The following is a 26011-nucleotide window of genomic DNA, read 5'->3' as shown; positions in this document are numbered from 1 at the left end:
GATCATGACCGACAACACTCCCGAACCGACCGCGAACGACGAGCTCTCGCCCGAGGCGCAGACCCCCACGCCGACCCCCGCGTCCGACACCTCGGAGGGCGAGGCGACGACGCCGGAGCAGGCGGACTCCCCGGAGGACGCGGACCCGGCCGAGGTCCCGAGCACCGAGGAGCTGGAGGAGCCCAGCACCGAGAAGTCCCCCGGCGAGGAGCCGAAGGCCCGAAGCGCGACGACCCGGAACCGGATCACGAGGCCGTCGGCCTCGGCGTCGACTGACTCCCTCCCCGAAACCCCGGACTACCGCCGAGACCCCGCCCCGCAGACGTCTGCAGGGCGGGGTCTCGACGCGAGAGCGGGGTCTCGGGGATCTACTCGACGAGCTTGCCGGTCGTGTCGACGTCGCGCATGAGCTCGGCGATCTCCTCGGGGATCGCGGGATCTCCTCGCGGGTCACGCCGGCGGACGGGGACCACACGAGGTTCACCTGCAGCGTGGATCGGTGTCCGGGAAGTCGCTGCGGTTGTGGCATCCGCGAGTCTCCCGACGCTCCCGCGCCGCCTCCAGCGTGGCCCGGGCAGCGAGCGCGGAGGCCTTGAGGTCGAACGCGTGCGCGAGGTCCTGGAATCCGGCGATGTCCGGGTGGATGCCGATGTCCTCCATGCGCCCCTCGATCATGTCGAGGTCGGCGAGGCCCGCCTTCAGCCCCGTCCTCCGACCGCACCACGCCGGCGTACTCCGTCATGAGGTTGCGGATCGCGCGCTGCAGAGCCCGCACGTTCTCGCGCCCCTCCGCGGCGAGGAGGTCGTCGATCTCGGCACGAGCGGCGGCGACCGCATCGGCCGACCGGCGCTGGGCGTCGAGCCCCGCGGCGTGGGCCATGGCGGCCTGACCGACGATCCGGCCGTAGACGAGCAACTCGATGAGCGAGTTCCCACCGAGACGGTTCGCGCCGTGGAGTCCGCTCGACGCCTCCCCGATCGCGTACAGCCCGTCGACGTCGGTCTGGTGGTCGTCCGGCCGCACCCACACGCCGCCCATCGAGTAGTGCGCGGTCGGCGCGATCTCGATCGGGTCCGCGGTGATGTCGAGCATCTGCAGCTCCATCATCGTCCTGATAGACGCGCGGAAGCCGGGTCATGATGGTCTCGCGGGGCAGGTGCGACACGTCGAGCCAGACGCCGCCGTTCTCCGTACCGCGGCCCTCCTGGATCTCCGTGTAGGCGGCGAGCGCGACACGGTCGCGCGTCGACAGCTCCATCCGCTCGGGGTCGTACTTCTCCATGAACCGCTCGCCCCGGGCATTGCGGAGGATGCCGCCCTCCCCGCGCGCGGCCTCGGAGATGAGGGTGCCGGCGGCGTTCTCGGGCTCGATGATGCCGGACGGATGGAACTGCACCAGCTCGGGGTCGCGGAGTCGCGCCCCCGCCTCCACAGCGAGCCGGAAGGAGTCTCCGGTGTTCTCGTCACGCCTCGACGACGTCCGCGCCAGATGCGGTTGTGCCCGCCCGCGGCGAGGATCACCGCGTCCGCATGGATGAGGTAGCGCGTGCCGTCCGCCTGATCGAAGCCGTACGCGCCGAGATGACGTTGTCGCGCACGAGCAGACGGGTGATGTAGACGTTGTCGAGGATGGGGACGTCGAGCTGCTCGGCGCGGGCGACCAGCGTCCGCTGGATCTCGAGGCCGGTGTAATCGCCGGCGAAGGCGGTGCGGCGGTAGGTGTGCGCACCGAAGAAGCGCTGCGAGATGCGGCCGTCGCCCTCGCGGGCGAAGTCCATGCCCCAGCGCTCGAGGTCGCGGATGCCGCGCTCGGCGCCCTGGGTGACGATCTGGACGGTATGGGGGTTGGCGAGGAGGTAGCTTTCCTTGATCGTGTCCGCCGCGTGCTGCTGCCAGCTGTCTTCGGCGTCCATCGTGCCGAGAGCGGCGTTGATGCCGCCGGCCGCGAGCGACGTGTGGGCGTCCTGCCGCGGGCGTTTGCCGACGGCGAGCACGTCGACGCCGTGCTCGGCGACCTCGATCGCGGCGCGGAGCCCGGAGCCTCCGGTGCCGATCACGAGGACCGTGGTGGAGATCTGACGTTCGGGTGCATTCATGCTCTCGACGCTAGTTAGGCGATCCTAATAACTCCAATGCATAGTTTGTCTGGAAACCATGCGGGTACGCTATGGATATGAACCTCGAGCAGCTCCGCGGGTTCGTCGAAGTCGCCCGCCTCGGCCACTTCACCCGCGCCTCCGAGCACCTCCACCTCGCCCAGCCGTCGCTGAGCCGTCAGATCTCGACCCTCGAACGCGAGCTCGGCGCCGAGCTGTTCCATCGCGCGCGCGGCCACATCGCCCTGACGGGCGGCCGGGGAGACGGTCCTCCCTCGCGCGCAGCGCATGCTCGCCGAAGCCGACGCCATCCGCGACGAGGTGGCCGAGCTCGCCGGGCTCCGCCGTGGACGGGTGCGACTCGGCGCCCCGCCCACCCTGTGCATCAGCCTCGTGGCGGAAGCTCTCAGCTCGTTCCATGCCACCCACCCCGGCATCGATCTGCACCTCACGGAGGGCGGCTCTCGCCTGCTCGTCGAGCAGCTCGCGGTCGGCGCGGTCGACATCGCCCTCGTGACCCAGTCCGAGGGTCCGGTGCCGGCAGGGGTCAGCCTCACGCACGTCCCGCTGCTCGCCGAGGAGCTCGTGGTGATCTCGTCGGCGGCGGCCCCTCCGGTGACCCACGGCTCGTCCGTGAGCCTGGCGCACCTCGCCACGCTCCCGCTCATCCAGTTCGACGAGAGCTACGAACTGCGCGCCGCGATGGACGCCGTCTTCCGGGCCGCCGATCTCACCCCGACCCTCGCGCTGGAGGGCGCGGAGATGGATGCGGTGCTGCGCTTCGTCGAGCGCGGCGTCGGCGTCGCGGTGGTCCCGGCGATGGTGCTGTACGAACGCCCCGCACTGCGATCCGCGCGTCTCGCCCACCCCGCGATGTCCCGGACGATCAGCCTCGCCACCGCTCCGACGTGACGCCCGCCGTCGCGGTCGCCGCGATGCGGTCGGCGATCATGGCGACGGCGGCCGACCTCGCGAACGCGATCCCGCTATCACCAGCCTGCTCTGACCGCGGCACCTGCCCCCGGACAGCGAAAACCCCCGCCGCTTCCGCGACGGGGTTTCCGTACTGTCTCAACACAGTGTGCGCCTCGAGGGACTCGAACCCCCAACCTTCTGATCCGTAGTCAGATGCTCTATCCATTGAGCTAGAGGCGCAGGACCCGCGGTGCTTTACGCTCAGCGGGCCGACGACCAGCCTACAACAGACGAGACCGGAAAGCGAAACGAGGGCTCACTCCCCTTCGCGGCCACCTTCTCCTGCTTCTTCCGCCGCTTCTCCCTGGCCCGCTGCTGCGAGGAGAGCGCCTGCAGGTCGACGAGCCGCAGTGCCTGCATCCGCGCCTCACGCATACGTGCGTAGTCGGGATCCTGATCGGGTCGCATGCCCTCGACGCGCAGTCGACGGTCGAGGTTGTGCCGCACGTCGGCCCAGGCCGCCGCGCGCGCCTCCTCGACGATGCTCTCCAGCTGGGCACGGTCATCCATCATCTCGCGCAGACGCTGCGCGACGCCGAGCGACTGCTTCGCCCGCCTCCGGAGATTGCGCACATCGCGGTCGCGGTAGTCGTGGGTGCCGACCGGGTCGGAATGCCGACCGCGGGCGCGCTTGCGCAGGGCCGTGACCGTGGCCGCGGCCTCCTCCGACTCCTCGGCCATCGCGCCGAGAGCAGCCCTGGCATCCTCGACGTACTTGTCGAGGTCGAAGACGCCGTCCTCGGCGATGGTGCCGATGAGGATGTGATTCTTCACGGCGAGGCGCGCAGCGGCCGTCGCGATCGCGACGCCTTCGGCGATGGCATCCGCAGTCCGTCCCACCGGCACCTCCTTCTCTCGAGCGTACCGGTACCGATGCCGCGCAGTCTCGGCCGGATTGGCTCTGGATCAGCATGCCGCACACCTCCGACATCGAAGCCCGTGTCGGGCCGGGGCTAGCGGACGACCCCGACCCAGATACCGGAGGCCCAGGTCTGCTGCTCGCCGGAGCACCCGACCGAACCCGGGAAGCCGCGGACGACGGCCATGCAGTTGGCCAGGAACTCCGGATCGCCGCCGAACATCGTCGCGTAGGCGCCGGACGAGGTGAGGGCACCCCAGACCCGGAACTGATGGATGTGGGCGAGCTCGTGCGCCATCGCCCAGTTCAGGCGTCCGTCGCTCCACCCGGTGATGTCGGCACGGTACTTGATGTAGCCGTTGCTGTTGGCGCAGGCCGGCGATGTGCCGCCCGCACACGACGACGACTCGTACAGCCCGACGCCCCCGCCGCCCACCCGGTCGAGGGCCGCGCGCACCCGCGCATAGCCGTCCGGCCCGCTCGACGTCCACACGGGCCCGCCGGGACCGGCGCTCTGCGATGCCTGCCACCCTGCGACCTCGGTGCCGACCTTCTGCGTGAGCGCCTCGACCGTCGCGGTCGCCGCGACCACGGTGTCGGGATCGTGGCGCTCGGCGCGCACCGTCTCCTGAGCCGACCGGGCGGACGCGAGATGCGCCGCGGTGTCGACCTTGCCGTCCGCACCACGGAGGACGGCCGCGAGCGTCGAGAGCTCTTCGAGGAACGCGGGACGCACGGCCAGCACGGCGGCCCGATCCGCGGTGTCCTGCTCGGCCTGCGCGACGGCGCCGGACAGGTGGTCGGTGCGCTGCGCGGCGTCGTGCGATCGGTCGGCCAGAACGGAGAGCTGCGCCAACGCCTCCGCCCGCTCGTGGTCCAGCGCGTCGGCCCGGGCGACGACGGCCGCCGCGAGGAGCACGGCCACCGACACCGTCACCGCCAGTTTCCGGCGCATCACGGCAGGAAGCCCGTCGTGTCCGAGAGATCGGCGTCCTGCTCAGCGATACGGGACCGGAGTTCGGTGAGACGCTCCGCGAGGGCGAGGTTCTCCGTCTGCGACTCGTCGAGCACGTCCTCGATCCGAGCGATCTCGGCCTTCACAGCGGCGACGTCCGCGGCACGCTCCTGGTCGGCCATGACGAGGAGCGCAGCACCGCCGAGCAGGAGGATTCCCCCGACGACGACAGCAAGATTTCGCATCTCGCTCCCCAGGACAGCACGAACAGACCGGACCGACTCCGACCGGACAAGGATACAACCGGCCTTCCGCGCGGTGGGGGTGTCTTCGCAGACGGACGCGCTCAGCCGGTCACGGTCTGCGCCAGCCGTCGTTCGGCCGCCGAATGTCCGCTGGCCAGGTGAGCGGGGACCATCCGGCGCACCGCCTCGACGTCCCGCGCGGCGACGGCCTCGAGGATGACGCGGTGCTCGTCCGCCATCGCCGCCAGATCGTCGTGTTGTCCGAACAGCCACCGCAGGCGGGTCAGGAACACCGCGATGAGCTCGCCCAGCATCTCGTTGCCCGCCAGATCGACGGCGATCTCGTGGAACTCCGCCGCCGCTGTGCGCGCGGTCTCGGCGTCTCCTGCCCGCGCCGCCGCAGCCTCGCGCTCATAGGCATCCCGCAGGCGTGCGAGCCCGGCGGCGTCATGCCGCTCGGCCGCGAAGACGAAGATGAGGGTCTCGATCGCCTCCCGCACCTCGGCGAAGTTGCGGATGTCGTCATGGGTGAACTCCCGCACGACCGCCCACGTCCGCGGTCGTGCGACCACCACGCCCTCCGCGACCAGGGTCCTGATCGCCTCCCGCACCGGGAGACGCGACACCTGCAGCTCGGCCGCGATGTCCCGTTCCACGAGACGCGATCCCGGTGGGCGTCGCCCGAGCACGATGTCGTCTCGGAGGATCCTCGTGACCCTGACCGACTCGAGTTCCCCGCCTACCCCCACAGCCCCCGCCATCCGGGCATTCTCGCACCCCGGCCCGGGATTGGCCAAGTTTGGTATCCCAGACCGGAGGCGCGAGCCGACTCAGGGCAGACGGTTCGCCCGCGCGACGTTCGCGGTCAGCTCTTCCGCGTTCTGCCGGACGACGTACGCCGGACGGTCGCGCTCGACCCGCCACGACTCGCTGAGCGGGCCGACGTTGACCGTGTCGAAGCCGGCCTCGTCGTAGAAGCGGGTCACGAAGGCCACAGCCTCGGCGTCATCACCCGCGGTGGCCAGCGCCCGCCGGTTCGGCGTACCGGCCGGAGTCCCGTCGGTCGTGATGTCCGCGGCGTAGATGTGGTTGAACGCCTTGGCGATCCTCGATTCCGGGAGCTGCGCCTGCACGAGCTCGGACGTGGTGGTCTCGCCCTTGTCGAGGGACTCGATGTGCCCGTCGCGCTCGAAGTAGTAGTTGTTCGTGTCGAGCACGATCTTGCCGGCAAGCTGTGCGGCGGGAAGCTGATCGATCGCGTGCAGCGGCACCGTCACCACGGCCACGTCCGCCGCGGCGGCCGCTTCCTCCGCCGTCGCCGCCTTCGCGTGCGGCCCGAGCTCTGCGACGAGGTCGGCCAAGGTCTCCGGCCCTCGCGAGTTCGCGATCACGACGTCATAGCCGTTGGCCACCGCCACTCGGGCGACCTGGCTGCCGATGTTGCCTGCTCCGATGATTCCGAGAGTTGTCATGCTCGGGCCAACGCCTGCCGCCCGATGCTATTCCCGGTCCGAGACAGGAGCGGACGAGGTCAGAGGCGCGTGAGCGCGTCCTCGGCCGCCACCCAGGCGAGCATGGCGCACTTCACGCGAGCCACATACCGGGAGACCCCGCCGAGGGCCGCGGCGTCGCCGAGCAGCTCCTCGTCCGGCTCGATCGTGCCCCGGGAGCGCATCGCCTCGCGGAAGGCCGCGATGCGCACCTCGAGCTCGTCCACGGTGAGGCCTTCGGCGAGCTCGGCGAGCAGGGAGGCGGACGCCTGGGAGATGGCGCACCCGTGCCCCTCCCACGCGATCGCCTCCACGTCGCCGTCGGCGCCGCGATGCACCTGCAGGGTGATCTCGTCGCCGCAGGTCGGGTTGAGCTGATGCGACTGCGCCGCGATCTCCTCGCGGAGCCCGAAGCCGTGCGGCGTGCGCGAGTGGTCGAGGATCAGCTCCTGGTACAGGCTCTGCAGGTCGCTCATGCGCCCCTCCCGAAGAACGCGATCGCCCCGGCGACCGCCTCGATGACGGCATCCACCTCGGACGCTGTCGTGTACAGATAGGTGCTCGCCCTCGTCGACGAGGTCACACCGAGCCGGCGGTGCAGCGGCTGCGCGCAGTGGTGCCCGACGCGCACGGCGATGCCCTGGTCGTCGAGGAACTGCCCGACGTCGTGCGAGTGGATCCCGGCGACGTCGAAGCTTGCGAGCCCCACGCGCGGCAGCTCGATGCCCGCACCCAGGACCCGCACGCCGTCGATCGCATCGAGCCCGTCGACGAGTCGCTGCCCGAACGCGGCCTCGTGCGCGGCGATGCGATCCATCCCCACCGCGGAGAGGTAGTCGACCGCGGCGGCGAGCGCGATCGCCTGGGACACCCGCTGCGTGCCCGCTTCGAAGCGCTGCGGCGGTGGCAGGTATTCGGCCTCGGTCGTGGTGACGGTCGTGATCATGGAACCGCCCGTGAGGAACGGGGGCATCGCGGTGAGGACCTCGCGACGGCCGTAGAGCGCCCCGATGCCGGTGGGGCCGAGCATCTTGTGGCCGGAGAGGACGGCGAGATCGACCCCGAGCGCGTGGAGGTCCAGCGGCAGGTGCGGAGCCGACTGGCAGGCATCGAGCAGCGTGAGGGCGCCGACCTCCCTGGCCAGCGCGACGAGGGTCTCGACGGGGTTGATCACGCCCAACACGTTCGATACGTGGGTGAAGGCCACGAGCTTCGTGCGCTCCGAGATGAGCTCCGCGGCCGCATCCAGACGGAGGGCCCCGTCGTCGTCGAGCGGGATGACCCGGAGCGTGGCCCCGGTGCGCGCAGCGAGCTCCTGCCAGGGGATGAGGTTGGCGTGGTGCTCCATCTCGGTGGTGACGATCTCGTCCCCCTCGCGGAGCCGGAGGCCTGCAGCGGCGGCACCGCCCCGGCCGAGCGAGGCATTGGAGAGGGAGTAGGCGACGAGATTGACGGCCTCGGTGGCGTTCGAGGTCCAGACGATCTCGTCGTCGTCGGCGCCCACGAAACGAGCGAGCGTGCTGCGGGCGTCCTCGAACAGCTCGGTCGCCTCTGCCGCGAGCGTGTGGGCGCCGCGGTGGACGGCCGCGTTCATGGCGGTGGCGAAGCGTCGTTCGGCGTCGAGCACGGACTCCGGACGCTGCGACGTCGCGCCCGAGTCGAGGTACGCCAGGGGGTGGCCGTGCACGCGGGTGTGCAGGATCGGGAAGTCCTCGCGGATCCGCTGCACCTCGGTCTCGGTCAGCGGGGTGATCACGTCGACTCCGGGAGAAGCGCTCATCGTTCCAGTCTCCCATCTTCCGCGTGGCCCGGGCGGAAGGACTACGACATGCGGGCGAGACGGGCCCGCACGATGCAGAAGGCGCCGTACAGCGCGAAGCCGACGCCGACGGCACCGAGGATGAGCCGCCCGAACGGCAGGCTGAGGAGGCTGTGCAGAGCGGCGTCGAGCCCCGCGGCGCGTTCCGGGTCCTGCGTCACGGCGGCCACCACGAACAGCACCCCGGTGACCCCCACCGCGATGCCCTTGCCGATGTAGCCCACGATGCCGAGGGTCATCACTCCGGCGCGGGCGGCTCCGGTCGGCACGTCGATGAGCTTGCGGAAGGAGCGCATGATCCCGCCGATGATGAAGCCGACGCCGACGCCAACGACGCTGAGACCGATCACCACGAGCAGCGCCACCCCGCCGGGCGCGGACAGGACCACCTGGCTCAGGGTCTTCGAGGCGTCGGAGGACTCCGCCCGGCCGCCCACGGCGTAGATGAGCGCCAGTCCGGCGATCACGAGGTACGTGCCGGAGATGCCGAAGAGCTTGAGACGCTTGCCCCACTTCTTCGTCTCCGCGGGGTCGGCGGCGAGGAACCCGCTCGCCACCTGCCACACGGCGAGCGCGAGGAGGCCCACGGCGATCGCGAGCAGCAGCAGTCCCCCGACCGGGTTGTTGCGCACCTGCTCCATCGCGCCGTCCTGGTCGGCGTCACCCGACCCACCCGCGGCGATCGTGATGGCGATCGCGCCGATGATGATGTGGATGACGCCGAGGACGACGAAACCCGCGCGGGCGGTCCGCCGGAACGCGGTGGAGTCCTTCGCCACGCGCGCCGCATGCTTGACGGTGCTCATGCTCGAAGAGTATCCGCCGCGGGCGGTCGGAATCAGGGGGTTGCTTTCCGGACGCGCGGTGCGGAAGCGCTCAGGTGATCCGCTCCACCGGCTGCCGCAGGATGGTACGCAGCTTCTCCGGGGCCGTCCGGCGACGGTCACTGAGATAGATCTCGTGGTGCCGACCGCGCATCCGCAACCCGTTCTCCGGGACGAACCGCTCGTGCAGCTCCTCCAGCACGGGGCCCTCATCGTCGAACGGTCCGACGTGCAGCGTCTGCACGCACAGCCCCTCGGCTAGCACCTCCCGCCGGACCGCGGCCAGCGCCGGGAGCTCCTCCCCCTTCTTCGCGCTCTTCGCCGCGACCGTCTCGACGGCACGGTCGAAGAGGACGGGAGTGACGTGGTCGCCGACCATGATCATCAGCGTCCAGAGCCAGGTCGACTTGTCGCGTCGGGTGGTGAAGGACGCCATGTCCGGCGCGTGCCACAGGCCTTCCAGGGGCATCACGACCTGATCGACGCCGAGCTCGGCACGGCTGGCGAACTTGAGCGTGTACGCCAGCGGGTAGAGGGCCGCGACCGCGTCGAAGAACGCCGGCGCGGTGTTCGGATCGCCGGCGCCGTCGACCATCAGATAGGTCAGTGGCGGCACCTCGAGGATCCGGAAGGTCCCCCGTTTCGCCTGGTACGCATCGAGCGTCTTCTTCGGATCGGTCGCCGTCATGGCCTGCCCCCGCTTCGTCGTCGTGCGGTCAGTGTGCCCCAGGGCACCGACATCGGGTCGAGCCCCACGGGCCCGACCCGATCCACGGTCAGCTCTGCTCGACGGGGAGCCAGAGCTCACAGGAGGCCGTGTCGCCGGTGAACTCCCGGTAGCGGACGATCGAGGGCCCGGGTCGCAGCCGCCACGGGTTCGACGGGAACCACTCGGTCGCCGTCGCCGCCCACAGATTCTGCAGAGTCTCCGGAAACGGGCCGCTCGCGCCGAACACGGCCCACGTGCCCTCCGCCACGCGCAGGGTGTCGAGCTCGTCCGGAACCGCGGTGTCGTCGCGCACGGCCACCCCGTGCAGGTAGGTCAGCGGCGTCCCCTCCGGGGCATCCGGATCGATGTCGGCGGTCACGGCGAGGATGCCCGCGGGCTCCTCGTTGCCGAGCGCCTTGAGGCGGGCGTGCTCCTCCGGCGGGATGGCGGCGATGTGCGCCTGGATGTGCGGATTGACGCCGACGTGGATGAGCGGGACCTCCGCGGCATGACCGACGAGGGCGAACGCGGGGCGGTGGGTGATGGTGACATCCATCGGGGTGCTCCCTTCGACGCTCAGGCGGAACCGGAGCGTAGGTTGTGTGCGGAGAGGACCCCCGTGCCGACGCGCGTCCGCCGGCCCGATGCCGTGCACGGCGCGGAACGCCCGGGCGAACGCCTCGGTCGAGCCGTAGCCGTGCCGAACGGCGACATCGAGCAGACTCGGTGCACCGGCGGCGAGCTCCGCACCCGCGAGCGTCATCCGACGACGCCGCACGTATTCGGTCAACGGCACCCCGGCGAGCGCCGAGAACATCCGGCGCAGGTGGTACTCGGTGGTGCCGTGCGCGCGGGCGAACGCGGCGACGTCGATCTCCTGACCGCTGTCCGCGTCGACGAGGTCGACCAGGGCGTTGAGCGTGCCGATCACGGGGGTCCTCCTTTCCCCACCATCGTGTCGCCGCAGCCCTCCCGGCACCCGATCGTCCCGGTCCGATGCGATCGGGTCGGAGATCAGAGCTCGGTCGGCACCGCCGGCTCGGCGTCCTCCACCTCGGGGTGCCGAGCGAGGTTCACGACGGCGGCGATGAGGCCGCCCCACACCGTGACCATGGCGATGATCATCATGACGATCGCAGTGGTGGTCATGCCCCTGCTCCCTTCGTCTGCGCGGCCGGGACGGCGATGCTCGTCGTCTCCGGATCGGCGGCGTACTCCTCCTGGTCCAGGAAGTCGTCGTAGCCGACGTCGTCCTTGGCGCGGGAGCGCCTGCTCCACGGCACCAGCGACAGCAGTACTCCGCCGACGACCAACGCGATGACCATGCCCCAGCCGAACACGCCGAGGAACCAGCCGGGGTAGCCGCTGTACGGCTCCGCGATCTTCGTCAGGAGTTCGGTGATCAGCAGGTACCCGAGCACGAGCGGGGCCAGCACGCCCACGAGCAGGCGCCAGAGGAGGCCGACGCGGAAGCTCGAACGGCGGTTCAGGTGCTCCTGCAGCTGCGGCAGCTTGTGCAGCACCCAGGCCACGACGATCACCGCGACGAGGGCGACCGCCATGATGCCGAAGGCGTTGACGAAGGCATCAGTGGTGTCGAGTACCGACAGCGCGGTGGTGGTGGAGAACAGCGCGGCGGAGATGATGGCCAGCGGGATCGAGACGACGAGGGTGGTGCGCACCCGCGCCCAGCCGAGCTTGTCCTGCAGTGCCGCGACGATCACCTCCAGGATCGAGATCATCGAGGTGATCCCGGCGAAGACGAGGGCGCCGAAGAACAGCACGCCGATGATCGACCCGCCGGTCGCCTGGGACACGATCGTCGGGAACGCGACGAAGGCGAGGCCGATGCCCGAGGTCGCGACGCCGGAGACATCCGTGCCCTGCGCCTGCGCCATGAACCCGAGGGCCGCGAACACGCCGATGCCGGCGAGGATTTCGAAACCGGAGTTGGCGAACGCGACCACGAGGCCCGAGCCGGTGAGGTCGGTCTTGCGCTTCAGGTACGAGGCGTAGGTCACCATGATCCCGAAGGCGACAGACAGCGAGAAGAAGATGTGCCCGTAGGCGGAGGCCCACACGGCCGGGTCGGCGAGTGCCTCCCAGTTCGGCGTGAAGAAGGCGTTGAGACCGTCCAGGGCGCCGGGGAGGAAGAGGGCCTGCACCACGAGCACGGCGAACATGAGGGTGAGCAGCGGCATCAGGATCATGTTGGCGCGCCCGATACCGCGCTTGACGCCGAGCGCCATGATGATGATGACGATCAGCCACACCGCGATCAGCGGCAGGCCCACCTGCGGCACGAACTCGCCGGAGAGGCCGACCTCCGCGACGTCGGCGGACTGCAGGAAGTCGACGAAGAAGAAGTCGTTCTCGTTGCCCGCTCCCCAGGTGAGCTGGGCCGAGAACCAGGTGTACATGCCGGCCCAGGCGACGATCACGGCGTAGTACACCGCGATGACGACGCAGATCAGCACCTGCCACCACCCCAGCGGTTCGGCGGCCCGGTGCAGGCGTCGGAACGCGAGCGGCGCGGAGCCCCGGAACCGGTGGCCGATCGCGTAGTCCAGGAACAGCAGCGGGATGCCGGCCGTCAACAACGCACACAGATACGGGATGAGGAACGCACCGCCGCCGCCCTCGTAGGCGACGTACGGGAAGCGCCAGATGTTCCCGAGACCCACGGCCGAGCCGATCGCCGAGAGGATGAACACGTTCCGCGAGCCGAAGGCCTCGCGCTGCGGCGTCTGGGTGGGTCTAGGCATGCCCGCGAGGATACCGGAAGCCATGGGCCCCGGCGAGTGACGCGCTCGGGTCAGAGCATCGCCGTCAGCACGCCCCCATCCGCCCGCAGCGCGGCGCCGTTCGTCGCGGAGGCCCGGACGCTGGAGAGGTAGACGACGAGGTCCGCGACCTCGGTCGGATCGAGGAAGCGCTCCAGGAGTGTGGTCGTGTTCTGTCCGATGATCGCCTCTTTCATCACGTCCACGGAGACGGACTGGGCTGCTGCGACGGCGGCGACGCTCGCCGCGACGCCCTCCGAGTAGGTCGGGCCACCCAGGACGGTGTTGACCGTCACGCCGGTGCCGCGGGTGAGCTTGGCCAACCCGTTGCCGAGGGCGATCATCGCCGCCTTCGTCACGCCGTAGTGCACCATGTCGGCCGGGACGTTCACGCCGGACTCGCTGCTGACCAAGACGATGCGTCCCCAGCCCCGGTCCCGCATCCCCGGCAGGAGAGCCCGGGAGAGGCGCACTCCGCTCATCACGTTCACCTCGAAGTAGCGCGCCCAGTCCTCATCGGTGATGTCCGCGAAGTCGGCGAGTCCGAAGAGACCGACGTTGTTGACGAGGATGTCCACCTGACCGAGCTTCTCCGTCAACGCGGCCACCTGGTCGGGATCGGTGAAGTCCGCGGCGATCCCGGAGACGGCCGCACCGGGATGCGCGAGGGCCACGGCGGCGACCGCCGCGTCGACGCGTCCCTCGTCACGACCGTTGATCACGACATCGACCCCCTCGGCAGCGAGAGCGGACGCGACCGCATATCCGATCCCCTGGCTCGACCCGCTGATGAACGCCCTCTTGCCGCGCAACCCCAGTTCCATCCGTCTCCCTCTCGCTTCAGCGGACTTCCCGCATCACTTGCCTGAGCAAGTCATATTATCCACTGTTCACTTTCCCAAGCAAGCGAAGAGCATGGCTCAACCGCTACGGTGGAGGAATGTCGCCGCTCTCCCCCGCCCCCTTGAACGCCGAAGAGATGGACGTCTGGTCGGCACTCGCGACGCTCCTCGAACGGCTCCCGGCGGCCCTCGACGCGCAGTTGCAGCGGGAGAGCGGGCTCACCCACTTCGAGCACGGGATCCTCTTTGCCCTCGATTCGGCGCCGGAGCGCACCCTCCGCCTCAGCGTCCTCGCCGGCTACGCGAACAGCACGCTGTCCCGGCTCTCCCGCGCCATCACTCGCCTGGAGGCGAAAGGCTGGGTCCGACGCGAAGTCGACGCGGAGGACGGGCGCTTCACCCTCGGCATCCTCACGGACGCCGGCCATCGGAAGGTCGAGGAGTCGACTCCCGCCCACCAGGCGCTCATCCGCCGCGTCGTCTTCGATGCCCTCACGCCGGCGCAGGCGCGGCAGCTCGGCGTGGTCAGCCGGAAGCTCTCCGCCGCACTCTCCCCCGACCCGACCTGGACGCCCGGGACGCAGGCGTGAGGAGGACAGCCCCCGCAGCCGCGAACACGAAAGCCCCGGCGAGCGGACTCGTCGGGGCTTCTCCGTGCGGAGACGAGGGGATTTGAACCCCTGGTCCCCGTGAGGGGACTCCACCTTAGCAGGGTGGTGCACTAGGCCGGACTATGCGACGTCTCCAGGCATCCGGCTCGAGAGCACTGATGCACCCCACCATCATAACGGGTCCGACGCGTGGTCACGAACCGCCGGTCTCGGACGCTCCCCGGCGCGGGCCGGCCGCCCTGCGATACTGGCCGCACGTTGCGAGGGCCCGCCCCCGCGGACGCGAGAGGAGACGCCATGTCCGAGCCATCGGGAGCGCACGTCCGCGCGGGATTCGCCGCCCCGGCCGACCCGAGGCGCGGTGCCCTCGGCTATGCCGCGGTGCTCGCCCTCCTCATCGTCTCGTACGGACTGTGCGCGGCCCAGCCCGGCACGGTTCCCAGCCCCTGGGCGTTCCTGGCGATGCTGGTCACGGTCGCGATCGTGTTCCGCGTGACCAGGGCCCGCGCCCTCGTGCAGCGGGTGTCGTGGGTCGTGCTCTCGGCCGCCGGGCTCGCTGCCCTCCTCGCGGCGTTCTTCGCCACGGACAGTCCGGCCCTCGCCGTCGCCCTCTCCGCCGCCTCCATGATCGCGCTGCTGGTCGCGCCGTGGGCGATCATCGCGCACCAGGTCACCCGACGAGGCCTCGACGTCGAGGCCCTCCTGGCCGCCGTGACGGCCTACATCCTCGTGGGCATGTTCTTCGCCTTCGTCTACAACCTGCTGTCGCTGCTGCTGCCGACCCCGCTGTTCGGCGATGCGGCGAGCGATTCGCTCGGCAATCAGCTCTTCTTCTCGTTCACCGCCCTGACGACGACGGGCTACGGCAACCTCGTCCCCGTCGGATCGGGCGTGCAGGCGGTGGCCATCGCCGAGGGGATCACCGGGCAGCTCTTCCTCATCACCGCCGTGGCGCGCATCATGCGGGGCGCCAGCGCCCAGCGCTCCACGCCGACGCCGGCCTGACCGCGGTCACTCCCCGGTGGTCGAGCGGCGGGCGACGAGCTCCGGCCGGAACAGCACGTGCTCCGGCGCGGGCGCCACGTCGTCCTGGCCCCGCAGCAGCAGGTCGACCGCGGTGGAGCCGATGAGCGCGGCCGGCTGCCGCACCGAGCTGAGCGGGATCACGGCGGCCGCGGCGAAGTCGATGTCGTCGTAGCCGACGAGCGCGATGTCCTCGGGGACCCGGGCATCGCCGGTCATCACCAGGCTCTGCAGGAGGCCGAGGGCCAGGAGATCGTTCGCCGCGAAGACGGCGTCCGGCCGGTCCCCCGCGGCACGGTCGAGAATCTGCGCACCGGCGCGCCGCCCCTCCTCGACGGTGAGCGCGGAGGTCGCGATGAACTCCAGCCCGACCCCTGCCGCAGCCGCCGCGGCCTGCGCGCCGCTCAGGCGATCGGAGACCTGGCGCAGCGCGACCGGGCCGCCGACGAAGGCGATCCGGCGACGGCCGACCGCGAGCAGGTGCTCCGTCGCGATGCGCCCGCCCTCCACGTCGTCGACGGCGACGGAGGCGAACCGCTCATCCTGCGATTCCCGGTCGACGAGGACGGCGTGCGTACCGCGCTCATGCATCCGCACCAGCCGCGGCAGTGACTCCGCCACCGGGGTGACGAGCACACCCGTCACCCGCTGCTCCTCGAAGAGGTCCAGGTGCATCGCCTCGCGCTCCTGCTTCTCGTCGCTGTTCGCGACGAGGACGGAGAGTCCGTGCTGGTCGGCGCGCTCCTCGGCCCCGCGGATCACCTCGGCGAAGAACGGGTTCCGGATGTCGAGCACGACGAGCCCGATCGTGCGGCTGCGCCCGGCACGGAGCTGCCGCGCCGCGTCGTTGCGCACGAACCCGAGACGGTCGATGGACGCCTGTACGCGAGCGACGGTCTCCGCGGCCACCTTCTCCGGCCGATTGAGCACGTTCGACACGGTCCCGACGGAGACACCCGCGTCCTCGGCGACCTCCCGCACACTGACGGCCATCGCGCCCTCCCTCCGGTTCCCGCCGCTGAAACGACTCATCCGCGGGGATCGCCTCAGACTCTCACGCCGTATTGACACGCGTCAACACAGCCCCTAGTCTCAACTCCATCAGGGTTTGAAACGATTCATTCCCTCAATGGAGAGAGAAATGATGTCCTCACCCACGACGGCGCCCGTGCTCGAGCTCGCCGACGTCCAGAAGGCCTTCGGGTCGGTGATCGCCCTGCGCTCCGGCACCATCGCCGTCCACCCCGGTTCCATCCATGCGCTCGTCGGCGAGAACGGTGCCGGCAAGTCGACCCTCGTGAAGATCGTCGCCGGTCTCTACCAGCGCGACGGCGGAGTCTTCCGCCTCCGCGGCGAGGACGTCGACTTCACCTCGACCGCGCAGTCGAAGGCCGCCGGCGTCGCGGTGATCTACCAGGAGCCGACACTCTTCCCCGACCTCTCCGTCACCGAGAACATCTTCATGGGCCGCCAGCCGGTCGGGCGGTTCGGACGGATCGATCGCAAGGCCATGCGCCACGAGGTCGAGCGCCTCTTCACCCGCCTCGGCGTCACGATCGACCCCGACCGTCCCGCCGAGGGCCTGTCGATCGCGGACCAGCAGGTCATCGAGATCGCCAAGGCCGTCTCCCTCGACGCCACGCTGCTCATCATGGACGAGCCCACCGCGGCACTGTCCGGCGTCGAGGTGGAGCGTCTGTTCGCGATCGCCCGGAGCCTGCGCGACGAGGGCCGCGGCCTCATCTTCATCTCGCATCGGTTCGACGAGGTGTTCGCGCTCTGCGACACCGTGACGGTCATGCGGGACGGCGCGTACATCGCGACCTCCGCCATCGCCGAGACCACCGTGGACGAGCTCGTCCATCAGATGGTGGGTCGCGAGGTGTCCGAGCTGTTCCCGAAGCAGGAGGCGACGATCGGCGAACCGTTGCTCGAGGTCGAGGGGCTGACCAGCCCCGGCCTCTTCCACGACATCTCCTTCTCCGTCCGCGCCGGCGAGATCGTCGGACTGGCCGGCCTCGTCGGCGCCGGACGCAGCGAGGTCGCCCGCGCCGTCTTCGGCGTGGACGGGTACCGCGAGGGCAGCGTGCACATGAAGGGGCGCCGTATCCGCGCCCGGCGCCCGGTGGACGCCATGCGCGCCGGGCTCGCCCTCGTCCCCGAGGATCGCCGCAAGCAGGGCCTCGTCATCGAAGCCGGCGTCGGTGGGAACATCACCCTCGCGATCCGTCGGCGCCTCGCCCGCCTCGGCCTGCTCACCACGGCGATGGAGAACCGTGCCGCCCGGGAGTGGGCCTCACGGTTGGAGGTGAAGACGCACGCGCTCGACACCGTCGCCGCCACGCTCTCCGGCGGCAACCAGCAGAAGGTCGTGCTCGCGAAGTGGCTCGCGACGCAGCCGCAGGTGCTCCTCATCGACGAGCCCACCCGCGGCATCGACGTCGGCACCAAGTCCGAGGTGCACCGTCTGCTGTCCCAGCTCGCCGGTCAGGGCATGGGGATCCTGATGATCTCGTCCGAGCTGCCCGAGGTCCTCGGCATGGCCGACCGCGTGCTCGTGATGCGCGAGGGTCGCATCACGGCCGAGATCCCCCGCTCGGAGGCCACCTCCGAGAACGTCATGTTCGCCGCGACGCACGCATCGGAGCTCAGCTCGTGACCACCGCCATCCCCGTCTCCGCGCTCACCAAGCGCATCTCCGGTCTCGGCAGAGCCCGCGAGTTCGGCATCCTCCTGGCCCTCGTGCTCGTGGTGACCGCCGCGACCCTCAACAACCCCAAGTTCTTGTTCAGCGCCGACGGCTGGCGCGACCTGCTGCTGACGCCCTCGATCCTCGTGCTCGTCGCGGTGGGACAGGCCATCGTCCTCATCACGCGCAACGTCGACCTGTCCGTGGGGTCCGTGATGGGTCTGACCGCCTACCTGACCGGACGACTCTTCATCGACATCCCGGGCATCCCGATCGTGCTGGTCGTGGTCGCCGCCGTGGTGCTCGGCGCCCTCCTCGGCCTCATCAACGGCGCCCTCGTCGCGTACGCCAAGGTGCCGGCGATGGTCATCACCCTCGGCACCCTCTACGCCTACCGCGGCATCAACGTGCTGTGGACCGGCAGCGACCGCGTGAACGCGTCCGACATGCCGCGCGACTTCCTGGCCCTGGGCACGGGCCAGCTCCTCGGCATCCCGATCCTCGCGATCGTCGCGGTCCTCGTGCTCGCCGTCGCCGCCTGGTACATGAAGAACACCCGTGGCGGCCGGGAGTTCTACGCGATCGGCTCCGACCCGGCGGCGGCCGAGCTGTACGGCCTGCGTGTCACCCGCCGCGTGCTCACCGCTTTCGTCCTGTCGGGGGCCCTCGCCGGACTCGCCGGCGTCTTCTACGCGGCCCGCTACGGCACCATCAACTCCCAGGCGGGAGCGGGATGGGAGCTGGACGCGGTGGGCGCGGCCGTCATCGGCGGCGTCGCGATCACCGGCGGCATCGGCTCGGTCTGGGGTGCGGCGATCGGCGCCGTCCTCCTGCTGACCATCAACCGGGCGCTGCCGATCCTCGGCATCCCCGACTTCTGGCAGCGTGCCGTCGTCGGCCTGCTCATCATCGGCGCCATCGTGCTCGACCGCGTGCTCGCGGTACGGCAGAGACGGCGTCTCATCGAGGCGAGGGACGAATCATGACCACCGCGACCGTCACCGCGACCACCCGCGTCATCCGCGACTACGACAAGCCCCTGTGGCGTCGCCTCCTGCTCACCCGCGAGGCCGCGATCGTGGGTCTGCTCCTGCTCGTCGCGATCGTCTCGGCGTCCAGCATCCGCGGGTTCGGACAGCCCATCACGCTGACCTACCTGCTGCTCGACATCGCCCCGATCCTGCTGATCGCCCTGCCGATGACCCTCATCATGATCACCGGTGAGATCGACCTCTCGGTGGGCAGCATGGTCGGACTGTCCAGCGTCGTCACCGGCGCGCTGGTGCAGGCGGGGATCCCTTTCGAGCTCGCGGCCCTCGCCGCCCTCGTCGTGGGCGTGGTCGGCGGAGCGTTCAACGGCTTCCTCGTGACAGTCGTCGGCCTGCCCTCGCTCGCCGTCACGATCGGCACGCTCGCGCTCTTCCGCGGCCTCGCCGTCGGGCTGCTCGGCACGGCGGCCGTCACCGACTTCCCGGAGTTCTGGACGGCTCTCGCCAAGGCGAAGATCACGGGGACCCCGATCCCCGTCATCACGATCCCGTTCCTCGTGCTCGTCGCGGTCTTCTCGGTCCTGCTGCACTTCACGCCGTTCGGCCGCGGGGTGTACGCGATCGGTCTGTCGAAGGACGCGGCGCACTTCTCCGGTGTGCACGTCGAGCGCACGAAGCTCATTCTGTTCGTGCTGTCCGGGGCGGTCGCCGCGTTCGCCGGCATCTTCTACACGCTCCGCTACGGCAGCGCCCGCGGCGACAACGCCACCGGCCTCGAGCTCCAGGTCATCGCGGCCGTCGTGCTCGGCGGCGTGTCGGTGTTCGGCGGTCGCGGCAAGATCTACGGCGTCATCGCCGCCGCCTTCCTCATCGGAGCGCTCGCGAGTGCACTCCGCCTGGTGAACGTCACCTCCGACGTCATCAACATCATCACCGGCACGCTCCTCGTGATCTCGGTGGTGGCCGCAAGCTTCCTGGCCTGGCTGCAGAAGGCACGCCGCCGACCGGGCAGACCCCCCGCCGGTGCCGCCACAGCGACGAAGGCACCGATGGACGCCGCATCCGCGGCATCTCCCGACGAAAGGAACGAACAATGACGTTTGCACGCAAGCGTGTCACCGCCTTCGCCGCCCTCGCGGTGGCGGCGGCGGTCGCACTCACCGGCTGCGCCGGCTCCACCGACGGCGGAGGAGACGGCGGCGGCGACGGGTCGGACGCCTCGATCACCTTCCTGCCCAAGAACCTCGGCAACCCGTACTTCGACACGTCCAGCGAGGGCGGCAAGAAAGCCGTCGAGGAGTTCGGCGGCACGTTCTCCGAGGTCGGCCCGGCCGAGGCCACGCCCGACGCCCAGGTCAGCTACATCAACACGGCCACGCAGCAGGGAGTCGGCGCCCTCGTCGTCTCGGCCAACGACCCGCAGGCCATCTGCGACGCGTTGAACGAGGCCAGGGACGCCGGCGTCAAGGTCGTCACCTTCGACTCCGACACCAACACCGACTGCCGCGACCTGTTCATCAACCAGGCCGACTCCGAAGGCATCGCGAAGGTGCAGATCGACCTCATCGCCGAGCAGATCGGCGGCGCCGGGGAGATCGCCATCCTCTCCGCCTCGGCCAACGCCACGAACCAGAACGCCTGGATCGAGCTGATGGAGGAGTACGTCGCCAGCGAGTACCCCGACATCACGATCGTGGAGACGGTCTACGGCGACGATGACGACCAGACGTCGTTCGACAAGACGGCCGCGCTGCTGCAGACCCACCCCGACCTCAAGGGCATCGTCTCGCCCACCACGGTCGGCATCGCCGCCGCGGCGCGCTACCTGTCGACGTCCGACTTCAAGGGCCAGGTCGCGCTGACCGGCCTCGGCACGCCCAACCAGATGCGCGAGTACGTGGAGGACGGCACCGTCACCGCCTTCGCGCTGTGGAACCCGGCCGACCTCGGCTACCTGGCCGCCTACGCCGCGCAGGCCCTGATCGCGGGTGACATCACCGGTGAGGAAGGCGACACCTTCGAGGCCGGCGACCTCGGCGAGTACACCGTCGGCGCCGACGGCGTCGTCCTGCTGGGCGACCCGTTCGTGTTCGACGCCGACAACATCGGCGACTTCGACTTCTGAGTCGCCCTCCGGCCGGCGCTCCCCGCGGGCGCCGGCCGGACCTCCGAGAGGAATCGCATGACCCGCGTCGCCTTCCAGCTCCAGGTGAAGCCCGAGCTGCTGTCCGAGTACCTCGCCCGCCACACGCCGGTGCGTCCCGAGATGCTCCGCGAGATCGCGGCCGCCGGCCGGCGCGACTACAGTCTCTTCCTCGGTGCCGGCGGCGTGCTCTTCGGCTACTACGAGACCGATGACGATGCGGCCGCGCAGGCCTACCTCGCCGCCTCCCCCGTCGCCGCACGCTGGGAAGCCGAGATGGCCCCCTTCTTCCTCGACCTCGACGGCCGTCCCGATCAGGCCGCCACCCCTCTCACCGAGGTGTTCCACCTCGAAGACCAGCTCGCCGCCGCCGGCGAGAGCGCCACACCCGCCACCGACAACGAAGGCCGTGCATCGTGAGCATCCTCACCCCCGACATCCTCGCCGCGCTCGAGAAGCAGAGCATCGAGCTGCCCAGCTGGGCGTTCGGCAACTCCGGGACCCGGTTCAAGGTGTTCAGCACTCCCGGCACGCCCCGCGACCCGTACGAGAAGATCGCGGACGCCGCGCAGGTCCACGCCCACACCGGGCTCGCCCCGACCGTGGCGCTGCACATCCCGTGGGACCTCGTCGACTCGTTCGACGACCTGCGACGTCACGCCGAGGACCAGGGCGTCTCCCTCGGCACGGTGAACTCCAACACCTTCCAGGACGACGACTACAAGTTCGGCGCCCTCACCCACGAGGATGCGGCCGTCCGCCGCAAGGCCATCGATCACCACCTGGCCTGCATCGACGTCATGGACGCGACCGGCAGCCGCGACCTGAAGATCTGGCTCGCGGAGGGCTCGAACTATCCCGGGCAAGCGGATCTGCGCAGGCGGCAGGATCGGCTGCACGATTCTCTGCAGCAGATCTACGCGCGCCTCGGCGACCACCAGCGCCTCGTGCTCGAGTACAAGTTCTTCGAGCCCGCGTTCTACCACACCGACGTGCCGGACTGGGGGACGTCCTACGTGCAGGTGACCGCCCTCGGTGACAAGGCGATGGTCTGCCTCGACACCGGTCACCACGCGCCGGGCACCAACATCGAGTTCATCGTCATGCAGCTGCTGCGCCTCGGGAAGCTCGGCTCGTTCGACTTCAACTCCCGCTTCTACGCGGACGACGACCTCATCGTGGGTGCCGCCGACCCGTTCCAGCTGTTCCGGATCCTGTTCGAGGTGATCCGGGGCGGAGGGCTGAACAACCCCGACGTCGCGTTCATGCTGGACCAGTGCCACAACATCGAGGACAAGATCCCCGGACAGATCCGCTCCGTGCTGAACGTGCAGGAGATGACAGCGCGTGCGCTGCTCGTCGACCGCGAAGCCCTGACGACCGCTCAGCGCAGCGGGGACGTGCTGACGGCGAACGCCGTCTTCATGGACGCCTTCTCCACCGACGTCCGTCCGGCGCTGGCCGAATGGCGAGAGGGACGGGGTCTCCCCGCCGACCCGATGGCGGCCTACGCGGCCTCCGGGTACGGGCAGCGGATCGCGGAGGAGCGCGTGGGCGGCGTGCAGGCCGGCTGGGGGGCCTGAGCCGATGACCGCGCACGACATCCGCGACCACGTCCTCGACGGCCCGCACGGTCCGCTGCGTGTGCGCGTCTACTCCTCGAAGTCGCCGAGCGGCCACGGCCTGGTCTGGGCGCACGGCGGCGGATTCGCGGGCGGCGACATTGACATGCCGGAAGCCGACGCCGTCGCACGAGCGTTCGTAGATCGGGGAATCGCGGTCGTGAGCGTGGACTACGCTCTCGCCCCGATCACCCCCGAGTGGACCGCGCGCCTCGGCGCGCCCGAACGCGGCGGCGTGCACTACCCCGTCCCGCACGACGAGATGGTCTTCGCGTTCCGCTGGGCCGCCACGTCGGACGTCGCCACGCGAGGATGGGCGATCGGCGGAGCCAGCGCAGGTGGCAACCTTGCGACCGGCGCGGCGCTCCGCCTCTCCCACGAGGGCGGCATCGTGCCCGCTCTCGCCGTCCTCGCCTACCCGACGTTGCAAGCGGTGCAGGCGGCGCCCGGCCCAAAGCTGCGCGCCCTGCTCGACGGAGATCCTTCCGCCGACGTGTTCACCCCCGACTTCGTGCGTGGCATGTATGAGAACTACCTCGGCGGCGACCCCGAGGACGGCGGACGTCTATGCCATCCCCGGCACCGCAGCATCCGCGGCGCTCGTCTCCTTCCCGCCCACCATCATGGTCAACGACGAGACCGACGAGCTCCGCGTGTCCGGCGAGACATTCGCCCGAGCCCTCACCGCCGCCGGCGTCGAGGTCGCCGTCGCTGTCGAGCCGGGCACCACCCACGGCCATCTCAATCGCCCCGAGGAATCCGCGTTCGCCTCGACGATCGATCGGTTCGCGGCTCGGATCCTGCAACTCCCCTGACTCTCCGGCGCCGACCGGGTATTTTCACTTACGAACCGAGGACTCGCATGACGAACCCCACCGCCGCCGAACTACTCGCGCGGAGCAACCGCCTGGGCGCCGACCCCAAGAACACGAACTACGCCGGCGGCAACACGTCCGCCAAGGGCACCGAGATCGACCCCGTGACCGGGCAGCCGGTCGAGCTCCTCTGGGTCAAGGGGTCGGGCGGGGACCTCGGCACGCTGACCGAGAACGGCCTGGCCGTCCTCCGCCTCGACCGCATGCGCGCGCTCGTCGACGTCTATCCGGGCGTCGAGCGGGAGGACGAGATGGTCGCCGCCTTCGACTACTGCCTCCACGGCAAGGGCGGCGCCGCCCCCTCGATCGACACCGCGATGCACGGCCTGGTCGACGCCCCGCACGTGGACCACCTCCATCCCGACTCGGGCATCGCGATCGCCACCGCCGCCGCCGGCGAGGAGCTCACGAGAGCGATCTTCGGCGACCCGGTCGTCTGGGTGCCGTGGCGCCGCCCGGGCTTCCAGCTGGGGCTGGACATCGCGGAGATCAAGGCGGCGAACCCGCAGGCCATCGGCACGATCCTCGGCGGACACGGCATCACCGCCTGGGGCGATTCCTCCGAGGAGGCAGAGGCGAACTCCCTCTGGATCATCGACACCGCCGCCGCCTACATCGCGGAGCACGGGTCGCCCGAACCGTTCGGCGGCACGCGCTCGGGCTTCGGGGGCCCTGCCGGAGCCGGAGCGCCGCGCGCGGGCGGCCGCCCTCGCCGGAACCATCCGCGGGCTCGCGTCGACGGACAAGCCGATGGTCGGTCACTTCACCGACAGCGACGTGGTCCTCGACTTCCTCGCCTCCGAGAAGGCCCCGGCCCTCGCCGCCCTCGGCACGAGCTGCCCCGATCACTTCCTGCGCACCAAGGTCAAGCCGCTCCTCCTCGACCTCCCTGTCACGGCGACCGTGGAGGAGCAGACCGCACGGCTGCGGGAGCTCCACGCCGCCTACCGCGCCGACTACCAGGCCTACTACGACGCCCACGCCACGGCCGAGTCGCCGGCGATCCGCGGCGCGGATCGCTGATCGTCCTCGTGCCCGGCGTCGGCATGTTCTCGTACGGAGCGAACAAGCAGACCGCGCGGGTCGCCGGCGAGTTCTACGTGAACGCCATCAACGTGATGCGCGGTGCCGAGGCGCTGTCCCACGTACTCCCCCATCTCCGACGCCGAGAAGTTCCGCATCGAGTACTGGGCGCTGGAGGAGGCGAAGCTGCAGCGCATGCCGAAGCCGAAGTCCCACCAGGGCCGCATCGCCCTCGTCACCGGTGCCGCGAGCGGGATCGGCAAGGCCATCGCGACCCGCCTCGCCGCGGAGGGCGCCTGTGTGGTCGTCGCCGACCGGACCTGGACAAGGCCAGGGCCGCGGCCGCCGAGCTCGGGAACGACGACGTGGCGATCGGTGTGGCCGCGAACGTCGCCGACGCCGATGCGGTGCAGGCCGCGATCGACCAGGCGGTGCTCGCGTTCGGCGGCATCGACCTCGTGGTGAACAACGCCGGCCTGTCGCTGTCGAAGCCTCTGCTGGAGACGACCGAGAAGGACTGGGATCTCCAGCACGACGTGATGGCGAAGGGCTCGTTCCTCGTCTCGAAGACCGCCGCGCGCGTGCTCATCGACCAGGGACTCGGCGGCGACATCATCTACATCTCCTCCAAGAACTCCGTCTTCGCCGGCCCGAACAACATCGCGTACTCGGCGACGAAGGCCGACCAGGCGCACCAGGTGCGGCTGCTCGCCGTGGAGCTCGGCGCGCACGGCATCCGGGTCAACGGCATCAACCCCGACGGCGTGGTCCGCGGGTCCGGGATCTTCGCCTCCGGCTGGGGAGCGAACCGGGCGGCCACGTACGGCGTCAAGGAAGAGGACCTCGGCCAGTTCTACGCCGACCGCACGATCCTCAAGCGCGAAGTCGTGCCGGAGAACGTCGCGGACGCCGTCTATGTGCTGACCGGCCCGGAGCTGAGCCGCACCACCGGTCTGCACATCCCCGTCGACTCCGGCGTCGCCGCGGCATTCCTGCGATGACCGACGACCGCTCGCCCGCGACCGTACGGCACGTCCGTGCGGTCGCGGCGGTGGATCTCGGCGCCACGAGCGGTCGGGTGATGATCGGCCGAGTGGGGCCGGGCGTCCTGGAGCTCGAGCCCGTGTCGCGGTTCCCGAACGGACCGGTGACCCGCGCCGACGGTCTGCACTGGGACTTCGACGCCCTCGTCGCCCATGTCCTCGACGGCCTCGCGGAGCGGTGCGCCGGGAACCGCACATCGAGTCCATCGGCATCGACTCGTGGGCGGTCGACTACGGCCTCCTGCGTGCCGGTGAGCTGCTCGCCGAGCCGTTCCACTACCGCGACGACCGCACCGCCGGCGGCGTGGACGAGGTCCACGCCCTGGTCCCGTTCGAGGAGCTCCACGCCCGCAACGGCCTGCAGTTCCTCCCGTTCAACACGCTCTACCAGCTCC

At 70.3% G+C, this 26011-nt stretch carries 26 protein-coding genes, 2 tRNA genes and 4 pseudogenes; 13 read left to right on the top strand and 19 right to left on the bottom strand.

The features are described 5' to 3' along the window. The 3 genes and pseudogenes from AB1285_RS18660 to AB1285_RS18650 form a co-directional block, all read right to left on the bottom strand. Positions 1–249: hypothetical protein (locus tag AB1285_RS18660; protein ID WP_429977622.1), on the bottom strand; the 249-nt coding region annotated here is incomplete at its 3' end. Between the two features lie 231 nt (positions 250–480). Next, positions 481–675 (bottom strand): hypothetical protein, encoded by a 195-nt coding sequence (locus AB1285_RS18655; RefSeq protein WP_429977621.1) that lies wholly within the window; start codon positions 673–675, stop codon positions 481–483. Positions 676–982: 307 nt separating this feature from the next. Beyond that, a pseudogene (locus AB1285_RS18650) lies at positions 983–2097 on the bottom strand (FAD-binding protein); the annotation flags it as partial. Between the two features lie 71 nt (positions 2098–2168). On the opposite strand from AB1285_RS18650, the pseudogene AB1285_RS18645 reads away from it, so the two are divergent. Both AB1285_RS18645 and AB1285_RS18640 read left to right on the top strand, forming a co-directional pair. Further along, positions 2169–2288: pseudogene (locus AB1285_RS18645) on the top strand (LysR family transcriptional regulator); the annotation flags it as partial. 97 nt (positions 2289–2385) lie between these two features. After that, entirely contained in the window at positions 2386–3009 is a 624-nt protein-coding gene (locus AB1285_RS18640; protein ID WP_429977620.1) for a LysR family transcriptional regulator substrate-binding protein, read from the top strand. Positions 3010–3179: 170 nt separating this feature from the next. On the opposite strand, the gene AB1285_RS18635 is transcribed toward AB1285_RS18640, so the two are convergent. The 14 genes from AB1285_RS18635 to AB1285_RS18570 form a co-directional block, all read right to left on the bottom strand. Continuing rightward, positions 3180–3252, bottom strand: a tRNA-Arg gene (locus tag AB1285_RS18635). 21 nt (positions 3253–3273) lie between these two features. Further along, positions 3274–3912, bottom strand: a complete 639-nt coding sequence (locus tag AB1285_RS18630; protein WP_429977619.1) for an asparagine synthase — start codon at positions 3910–3912, stop codon at positions 3274–3276. A 113-nt stretch (positions 3913–4025) separates the two neighbouring features. Beyond that, complete coding sequence (locus AB1285_RS18625) at positions 4026–4886, bottom strand: hypothetical protein (RefSeq protein ID WP_292794539.1); 861 nt, start codon at positions 4884–4886, stop codon at positions 4026–4028. Next, positions 4886–5131 (bottom strand): hypothetical protein, encoded by a 246-nt coding sequence (locus AB1285_RS18620; RefSeq protein WP_187663252.1) that lies wholly within the window; start codon positions 5129–5131, stop codon positions 4886–4888. The genes AB1285_RS18625 and AB1285_RS18620 overlap by 1 nt, the downstream gene beginning before the upstream one ends. Before the next feature lie 101 nt (positions 5132–5232). Further along, positions 5233–5892 (bottom strand): GntR family transcriptional regulator, encoded by a 660-nt coding sequence (locus tag AB1285_RS18615; RefSeq protein ID WP_187663251.1) that lies wholly within the window; start codon positions 5890–5892, stop codon positions 5233–5235. A gap of 69 nt (positions 5893–5961) precedes the next feature. Continuing rightward, entirely contained in the window at positions 5962–6603 is a 642-nt protein-coding gene (locus AB1285_RS18610) for an NADPH-dependent F420 reductase (protein ID WP_268777612.1), read from the bottom strand. A gap of 59 nt (positions 6604–6662) precedes the next feature. Next, the gene (sufU, locus tag AB1285_RS18605; RefSeq protein WP_187663249.1) at positions 6663–7097 is read right to left on the bottom strand and encodes a Fe-S cluster assembly sulfur transfer protein SufU; all 435 of its coding nucleotides are present in this window, start codon (positions 7095–7097) and stop codon (positions 6663–6665) included. Beyond that, positions 7094–8401 (bottom strand): aminotransferase class V-fold PLP-dependent enzyme, encoded by a 1308-nt coding sequence (locus AB1285_RS18600; protein WP_370428369.1) that lies wholly within the window; start codon positions 8399–8401, stop codon positions 7094–7096. The genes sufU and AB1285_RS18600 overlap by 4 nt, the downstream gene beginning before the upstream one ends. A gap of 41 nt (positions 8402–8442) precedes the next feature. After that, positions 8443–9246: a DUF1206 domain-containing protein gene (locus AB1285_RS18595; RefSeq protein ID WP_370428370.1), complete on the bottom strand. Its 804-nt coding sequence runs from the start codon at positions 9244–9246 to the stop codon at positions 8443–8445. A 70-nt stretch (positions 9247–9316) separates the two neighbouring features. Further along, complete coding sequence (locus AB1285_RS18590) at positions 9317–9952, bottom strand: GyrI-like domain-containing protein (protein WP_370428371.1); 636 nt, start codon at positions 9950–9952, stop codon at positions 9317–9319. 88 nt (positions 9953–10040) lie between these two features. Beyond that, entirely contained in the window at positions 10041–10904 is an 864-nt protein-coding gene (locus AB1285_RS18585) for an AraC family transcriptional regulator (protein WP_315637193.1), read from the bottom strand. 83 nt (positions 10905–10987) lie between these two features. Further along, positions 10988–11122, bottom strand: coding sequence for a methionine/alanine import family NSS transporter small subunit (locus tag AB1285_RS18580; protein WP_187663244.1), 135 nt, complete (start codon positions 11120–11122; stop codon positions 10988–10990). Continuing rightward, the gene (locus tag AB1285_RS18575) at positions 11119–12738 is read right to left on the bottom strand and encodes a sodium-dependent transporter (protein ID WP_232089177.1); all 1620 of its coding nucleotides are present in this window, start codon (positions 12736–12738) and stop codon (positions 11119–11121) included. Before AB1285_RS18575 ends, AB1285_RS18580 begins: the two co-directional genes overlap by 4 nt. A gap of 50 nt (positions 12739–12788) precedes the next feature. Next, complete coding sequence (locus tag AB1285_RS18570; protein WP_259953645.1) at positions 12789–13580, bottom strand: SDR family NAD(P)-dependent oxidoreductase; 792 nt, start codon at positions 13578–13580, stop codon at positions 12789–12791. Between the two features lie 116 nt (positions 13581–13696). Between AB1285_RS18570 and AB1285_RS18565 the strand changes: the two genes are divergently transcribed. Continuing rightward, a complete protein-coding gene (locus tag AB1285_RS18565) occupies positions 13697–14188 on the top strand; it encodes a MarR family winged helix-turn-helix transcriptional regulator (protein ID WP_370428372.1) in 492 nt (163 codons plus the stop codon). Between the two features lie 67 nt (positions 14189–14255). Here the strand turns inward: AB1285_RS18565 and AB1285_RS18560 are convergent. Beyond that, positions 14256–14344 (bottom strand) — tRNA-Ser (locus AB1285_RS18560). 162 nt (positions 14345–14506) lie between these two features. Here AB1285_RS18560 and AB1285_RS18555 point away from each other — a divergent pair. Further along, positions 14507–15214 carry a potassium channel family protein gene (locus AB1285_RS18555; protein ID WP_315637191.1) on the top strand — a complete coding sequence of 236 codons (708 nt, stop codon included), beginning with the start codon at positions 14507–14509 and terminating at the stop codon, positions 15212–15214. A 6-nt stretch (positions 15215–15220) separates the two neighbouring features. On the opposite strand, the gene AB1285_RS18550 is transcribed toward AB1285_RS18555, so the two are convergent. After that, positions 15221–16225: a LacI family DNA-binding transcriptional regulator gene (locus AB1285_RS18550; RefSeq protein WP_259953641.1), complete on the bottom strand. Its 1005-nt coding sequence runs from the start codon at positions 16223–16225 to the stop codon at positions 15221–15223. A 148-nt stretch (positions 16226–16373) separates the two neighbouring features. Between AB1285_RS18550 and AB1285_RS18545 the strand changes: the two genes are divergently transcribed. The 9 genes and pseudogenes from AB1285_RS18545 to AB1285_RS18505 all read left to right on the top strand — a co-directional run. Next, positions 16374–17891, top strand: a complete 1518-nt coding sequence (locus AB1285_RS18545) for a sugar ABC transporter ATP-binding protein (protein ID WP_187663238.1) — start codon at positions 16374–16376, stop codon at positions 17889–17891. After that, a complete protein-coding gene (locus AB1285_RS18540; RefSeq protein ID WP_232089176.1) occupies positions 17888–18907 on the top strand; it encodes an ABC transporter permease in 1020 nt (339 codons plus the stop codon). The genes AB1285_RS18545 and AB1285_RS18540 overlap by 4 nt, the downstream gene beginning before the upstream one ends. Further along, complete coding sequence (locus AB1285_RS18535; protein WP_292794510.1) at positions 18904–20007, top strand: ABC transporter permease; 1104 nt, start codon at positions 18904–18906, stop codon at positions 20005–20007. The genes AB1285_RS18540 and AB1285_RS18535 overlap by 4 nt, the downstream gene beginning before the upstream one ends. After that, positions 20004–21035, top strand: a complete 1032-nt coding sequence (rhaS, locus tag AB1285_RS18530) for a rhamnose ABC transporter substrate-binding protein (RefSeq protein ID WP_187663236.1) — start codon at positions 20004–20006, stop codon at positions 21033–21035. Before AB1285_RS18535 ends, rhaS begins: the two co-directional genes overlap by 4 nt. A gap of 57 nt (positions 21036–21092) precedes the next feature. Then, positions 21093–21473: an L-rhamnose mutarotase gene (locus AB1285_RS18525; RefSeq protein WP_187663235.1), complete on the top strand. Its 381-nt coding sequence runs from the start codon at positions 21093–21095 to the stop codon at positions 21471–21473. Continuing rightward, positions 21470–22636: an L-rhamnose isomerase gene (gene rhaI / locus AB1285_RS18520; protein ID WP_370428373.1), complete on the top strand. Its 1167-nt coding sequence runs from the start codon at positions 21470–21472 to the stop codon at positions 22634–22636. The genes AB1285_RS18525 and rhaI overlap by 4 nt, the downstream gene beginning before the upstream one ends. Before the next feature lie 4 nt (positions 22637–22640). Further along, a pseudogene (locus tag AB1285_RS18515) lies at positions 22641–23490 on the top strand (alpha/beta hydrolase fold domain-containing protein). 47 nt (positions 23491–23537) lie between these two features. Then, the gene (locus AB1285_RS18510; protein ID WP_429977618.1) at positions 23538–25574 is read left to right on the top strand and encodes an SDR family oxidoreductase; all 2037 of its coding nucleotides are present in this window, start codon (positions 23538–23540) and stop codon (positions 25572–25574) included. Then, positions 25571–26011, top strand: a pseudogene (locus AB1285_RS18505) (rhamnulokinase); the annotation flags it as partial. The gene AB1285_RS18510 and the pseudogene AB1285_RS18505, both read left to right, overlap by 4 nt.

Source organism: Microbacterium sp. NRRL B-14842, from assembly GCF_050470785.1.
The sequence above is the reverse complement of the archived record's forward strand: the minus strand, read 5'-3'. Positions and strand labels throughout refer to the sequence as shown.

Bases quoted from the DNA above. Each gene is read 5' to 3' on its own strand.
- AB1285_RS18655 (WP_429977621.1), bottom strand. From the start codon at position 675: ATGATCGAGGGGCGCATGGAGGACATCGGCATCCACCCGGACATCGCC.
- AB1285_RS18640 (WP_429977620.1), top strand. From the start codon at position 2,386: ATGCTCGCCGAAGCCGACGCCATCCGCGACGAGGTGGCCGAGCTCGCC.
- AB1285_RS18625 (WP_292794539.1), bottom strand. From the start codon at position 4,886: ATGCGCCGGAAACTGGCGGTGACGGTGTCGGTGGCCGTGCTCCTCGCG.
- AB1285_RS18620 (WP_187663252.1), bottom strand. From the start codon at position 5,131: ATGCGAAATCTTGCTGTCGTCGTCGGGGGAATCCTCCTGCTCGGCGGT.
- AB1285_RS18615 (WP_187663251.1), bottom strand. From the start codon at position 5,892: ATGGCGGGGGCTGTGGGGGTAGGCGGGGAACTCGAGTCGGTCAGGGTC.
- AB1285_RS18610 (WP_268777612.1), bottom strand. From the start codon at position 6,603: ATGACAACTCTCGGAATCATCGGAGCAGGCAACATCGGCAGCCAGGTC.
- sufU (WP_187663249.1), bottom strand. From the start codon at position 7,097: ATGAGCGACCTGCAGAGCCTGTACCAGGAGCTGATCCTCGACCACTCG.
- AB1285_RS18600 (WP_370428369.1), bottom strand. From the start codon at position 8,401: ATGAGCGCTTCTCCCGGAGTCGACGTGATCACCCCGCTGACCGAGACC.
- AB1285_RS18595 (WP_370428370.1), bottom strand. From the start codon at position 9,246: ATGAGCACCGTCAAGCATGCGGCGCGCGTGGCGAAGGACTCCACCGCG.
- AB1285_RS18590 (WP_370428371.1), bottom strand. From the start codon at position 9,952: ATGACGGCGACCGATCCGAAGAAGACGCTCGATGCGTACCAGGCGAAA.
- AB1285_RS18580 (WP_187663244.1), bottom strand. From the start codon at position 11,122: ATGACCACCACTGCGATCGTCATGATGATCATCGCCATGGTCACGGTG.
- AB1285_RS18575 (WP_232089177.1), bottom strand. From the start codon at position 12,738: ATGCCTAGACCCACCCAGACGCCGCAGCGCGAGGCCTTCGGCTCGCGG.
- AB1285_RS18570 (WP_259953645.1), bottom strand. From the start codon at position 13,580: ATGGAACTGGGGTTGCGCGGCAAGAGGGCGTTCATCAGCGGGTCGAGC.
- AB1285_RS18565 (WP_370428372.1), top strand. From the start codon at position 13,697: ATGTCGCCGCTCTCCCCCGCCCCCTTGAACGCCGAAGAGATGGACGTC.
- AB1285_RS18555 (WP_315637191.1), top strand. From the start codon at position 14,507: ATGTCCGAGCCATCGGGAGCGCACGTCCGCGCGGGATTCGCCGCCCCG.
- AB1285_RS18550 (WP_259953641.1), bottom strand. From the start codon at position 16,225: ATGGCCGTCAGTGTGCGGGAGGTCGCCGAGGACGCGGGTGTCTCCGTC.
- AB1285_RS18545 (WP_187663238.1), top strand. From the start codon at position 16,374: ATGATGTCCTCACCCACGACGGCGCCCGTGCTCGAGCTCGCCGACGTC.
- AB1285_RS18535 (WP_292794510.1), top strand. From the start codon at position 18,904: ATGACCACCGCGACCGTCACCGCGACCACCCGCGTCATCCGCGACTAC.
- rhaS (WP_187663236.1), top strand. From the start codon at position 20,004: ATGACGTTTGCACGCAAGCGTGTCACCGCCTTCGCCGCCCTCGCGGTG.
- AB1285_RS18525 (WP_187663235.1), top strand. From the start codon at position 21,093: ATGACCCGCGTCGCCTTCCAGCTCCAGGTGAAGCCCGAGCTGCTGTCC.
- AB1285_RS18510 (WP_429977618.1), top strand. From the start codon at position 23,538: ATGACGAACCCCACCGCCGCCGAACTACTCGCGCGGAGCAACCGCCTG.